Genomic DNA, 3,637 nt, shown 5'->3' on the forward strand with positions numbered 1-3,637 from the left:
CTCCATAGAGAAGCTGGAAGCAATGACATGCGTATGCTCCGTCGGACTTGATATGATTGCCATTGAGGGAGATACCTCCGCAGCTACTATTTCGGGAATGATTGCCGACGAAGCTGCTATCGGAATGATCAACAACAAGACTACGGCTGTCAGTATTATGCCTGTTCCGGGCAAGAAGGTCGGAGACGTCGTAGTATATGGCGGTCTTTTGGGATACTGCCCGATTGTTCCTGTAAGGAATAAATTCAGTTCTGAGGCGTTTATTGCAAGGGGCGGACGTATTCCGGCTCCAGTCAGAAGCTTAACGAATTAAGAAATCAGAGCCCTGCAAAGGGCTCTTTTCTTCCTGAGGAGGAATGTCAGATGCGGATGACGAAAAAAATCAAAGCTGAAATAATTGAAAGACTTTCTGAACATTATGCAGGAGCAAAGCCTGCGCTGGTGTACAGAAATTCCTTTGAATTATTGATTGCTGTGATTCTTTCCGCGCAGTGTACTGACAAAAGAGTAAACATAACGACAGCACGGCTTTTTGCGAAAGCGGATACGCCGCAAAAGATTCTTGATTTAGGTCTGAAGGCACTTGAGGAAGAAATCAAGGACTGCGGGTTATATCACAACAAGGCAAAAAACATCTACGCCGCCTGCGGTATTCTGATGGAGAAATACAATGGAACTGTGCCTGAAACCTTTGAGGAACTGCTAAGTCTTCCGGGAGTTGGAAGAAAGACGGCAAACGTCGTTTCCAGCGTTGCGTTTAATAAACCTGCAATAGCTGTTGATACACATGTTTTTCGTGTTTCAAACAGGCTGCGCATTGCAGTGGGTGAAACTCCGCTGGAGGTTGAAAAGGGTTTGCAGAAGCTGATTCCAAAGGATAACTGGTCGGACGCGCATCACTGGCTTATATGGCACGGACGTAATCTTTGTCAGTCACGGAGCCCGAAATGTTCAAAATGCTTCTTAAATGATTTATGTCCTAGTACATCATCCGTAAAATAACAGGACCATATACTTGCCTGAATTGCCATCTGCGTTGTTATCGTCGCTTGACGTAGCTGCCGCTACGACTGCGCTCCTATGCCTAGCAGATGAAAATTCATTCTACGTCTTTAGTCCGGTTATTTTTCGTATGATATACTAATACAGAAACTATCGAGGAGAAGAAATGATATACAGAAAACCTACATTCGACGATGTCGAAGCAATATACAGCTTAATAAATGAGTATGCAAATGAGGGCGTAATGCTGGCAAGGTCACGAAATACGCTGTACGAAACACTGCGTGATATGATTGTTGCCGACGATAACGGCACTATTGTCGGAGTCGGTGGACTGCACATTGTATGGGACCGTCTTGCGGAGGTCCGTTCCATGGCAGTTCTTCCCGAACGGGCACATCAGAGAGTAGGAACGGAAATCGTAAAACGCTTGATTGATGAAGCAAAAGAGCTGCACGCAGAAAAGGTGTTCACTCTGACATACAAGCCGGGCTTTTTCCAGACTCTTGGCTTTCAGATAATAGTAAAGGAGGATCTGCCTCCGAAGGTTTGGAAGGATTGCATCGACTGCCCCAAATTCCCGAATTGCGATGAAATAGCATTGATTCGGAAAATTTAACAGGATATTATGTATTCGTTGTGTATACAATTTGTAATTTTGCAATATCTTTGTTGACAATATTTTGAAACAATGCTATATTATCACCATATTATTGTAAATGCGATGCGCAAGAGAAGTAATCAATGTCATTTTTCCAGAGAGCTGCGGGTTGGTGAAACGCAGTAAGGTGCCTTGATGAAATACACTTGCAAGCAGCGGGCTGAAATAATAGTAGGCCTCGCCGGACTGTCACCGTTATCATAGACTAGGATATACACTTGTATCCGAAAGAGCGGCTTGCTGAAAGCAAGCAGGGTGGTACCACGAGCTTAGAGCCCGTCCCTGTATAGGGGCGGGCTTTTTTGCATTCAAAAATTGGAGGGAAAGGTCATGATCATTGTAATGAGTCCATCAGCAACGAAAGAAAATTTGAAGAAGGTCGAGGAAAAGATTGAGCGTTCAGGTCTGTCCGCACATCTCTCTATTGGTGAAAACCGTACGATTGTTGGTGTCATCGGAGATAAAAAGCGTATCGGTGAATTGGAGATGAATTCACTTGAGGGCGTAGAAAAAACTGTTCGCATCACCGAAAAATATAAGCTCGTAAGCCGTGAGTTTAAAGCAGACAACACTGTTATTGATGTCCGCGGTGTCAAAATCGGCGGTGAGGAATTGGCAGTTATGGCGGGCCCATGCTCCGTTGAAAGCCTGGAACAGCTCCGTGAGACTGCGGCAGCAGTTAAGAAAGCAGGCGCACAGTTCCTTCGCGGCGGCGCTTTTAAACCTCGCACTTCCCCCTATGACTTCCAGGGACTCGGCGAAGAGGGACTCAAGCTCTTGAAGCAGGTCGGCGACGAGTATGATTTGCGTATAATTACAGAAATCGTTGATTTGAACGATGTTGAGCTGGTATCCAAATATGCTGATGTCCTCCAGATTGGCGCAAGAAATATGCAGAACTTCCGTCTTTTGCAGGCAGTAGGTCATGGAAATAAGCCTGTAATGCTGAAACGCGGTATCTCCGCAACGATTTCCGAGTGGCTGAACGCGGCAGAATACATCATGAGTGCAGGCAATGATAATGTTATGCTCTGCGAGCGCGGTATCCGCACATACGAAACATACACACGCAACACGCTGGATCTCTCAGCAGTAGTAGCTTTGAAGGAGCTTACTCATCTGCCTGTAATCGTTGACCCGAGTCACGGAACAGGACGCTGGCAGATGGTTCAGCCGATGGCGCGTGCAGGTATTGCAGCAGGTGCAGACGGTCTGATTATTGAGGTTCATCCGCATCCGGAGCAGGCTTTGAGCGACGGAGACCAGTCACTGAAGCCGGAAAAATTTGCGGAATTGATGCAGGATGTCAAGAAAATCGCGGAAATTATGGGGAGAAAATAAACAATGGCAAAATTGAATCTTGCTATTATCGGAGTTGGATTAATAGGCGGTTCATTCGGCTTGGCATTAAAGGATAAGCTTGGTGAGGATGTCCATATTCACGGTCTTTGCCGTCATAAAGAGTCAATGGATGCTGCTGTAAAGCTGGGGGCGGTTGATGAAGCCTCGGATGATATCGCATGGGTAGTAAAGGACGCTGACCTTGTATACCTGAGCACGCCGGTTCTCCAGATGGTTCCAATGATAAAACAGATACTTCCTCATCTGAAAAAAGGGGCGGTCATTACAGATGCCGGAAGCACAAAGAAATTTTTGATGGATTCTATAACACCTTTGCTTCCTGATGATGTATACTATATTTCAGCTCATCCGATGACAGGAAAAGAAAAAAGCGGTGTTTCAGCAGCAAGCAAAGATTTATTTTTTAATAAGTGCTATGTTATCATTAAAGAGACGACTGCTCCGCCTGATGTGGTAAAATGGTTCGAGGATATTTTGTCCTTAACAGGGGCAAATCTGACGACTCTGCCTGTATCACAGCACGACAGGTGCGCGTCCATCATCAGTCATGTACCTCATGTAGCCGCGGCTGCTCTGGTTACTCTGCTTGAGCGAAGCGATGAGGATATGAAA

Annotated in this window: 5 protein-coding genes and 1 other annotated feature; all 5 genes read left to right on the plus strand. The window is 45.7% G+C overall.

The window, feature by feature from the left end; genetic code table 11:
• On the plus strand, positions 1–313 hold a 313-nt coding region (locus ACY69O_RS06115; protein ID WP_462332580.1), incomplete at its 5' end, for a DUF711 family protein.
• A gap of 50 nt (positions 314–363) precedes the next feature.
• Complete coding sequence (nth, locus tag ACY69O_RS06120; RefSeq protein WP_462332581.1) at positions 364–1,002, plus strand: endonuclease III; 639 nt, start codon at positions 364–366, stop codon at positions 1,000–1,002.
• Between the two features lie 166 nt (positions 1,003–1,168).
• Positions 1,169–1,621: an N-acetyltransferase gene (locus ACY69O_RS06125; RefSeq protein ID WP_462332582.1), complete on the plus strand. Its 453-nt coding sequence runs from the start codon at positions 1,169–1,171 to the stop codon at positions 1,619–1,621.
• A 96-nt stretch (positions 1,622–1,717) separates the two neighbouring features.
• Positions 1,718–1,950 (plus strand) — a binding site (T-box leader).
• 43 nt (positions 1,951–1,993) lie between these two features.
• Positions 1,994–3,004 (plus strand): 3-deoxy-7-phosphoheptulonate synthase, encoded by a 1,011-nt coding sequence (gene aroF, locus ACY69O_RS06130; protein ID WP_462332583.1) that lies wholly within the window; start codon positions 1,994–1,996, stop codon positions 3,002–3,004.
• Positions 3,005–3,007: 3 nt separating this feature from the next.
• The coding region (locus ACY69O_RS06135) for a prephenate dehydrogenase (protein WP_462332584.1) at positions 3,008–3,637 on the plus strand (630 nt) is incomplete at its 3' end.

This window comes from Schwartzia sp. (in: firmicutes), from assembly GCF_978017985.1.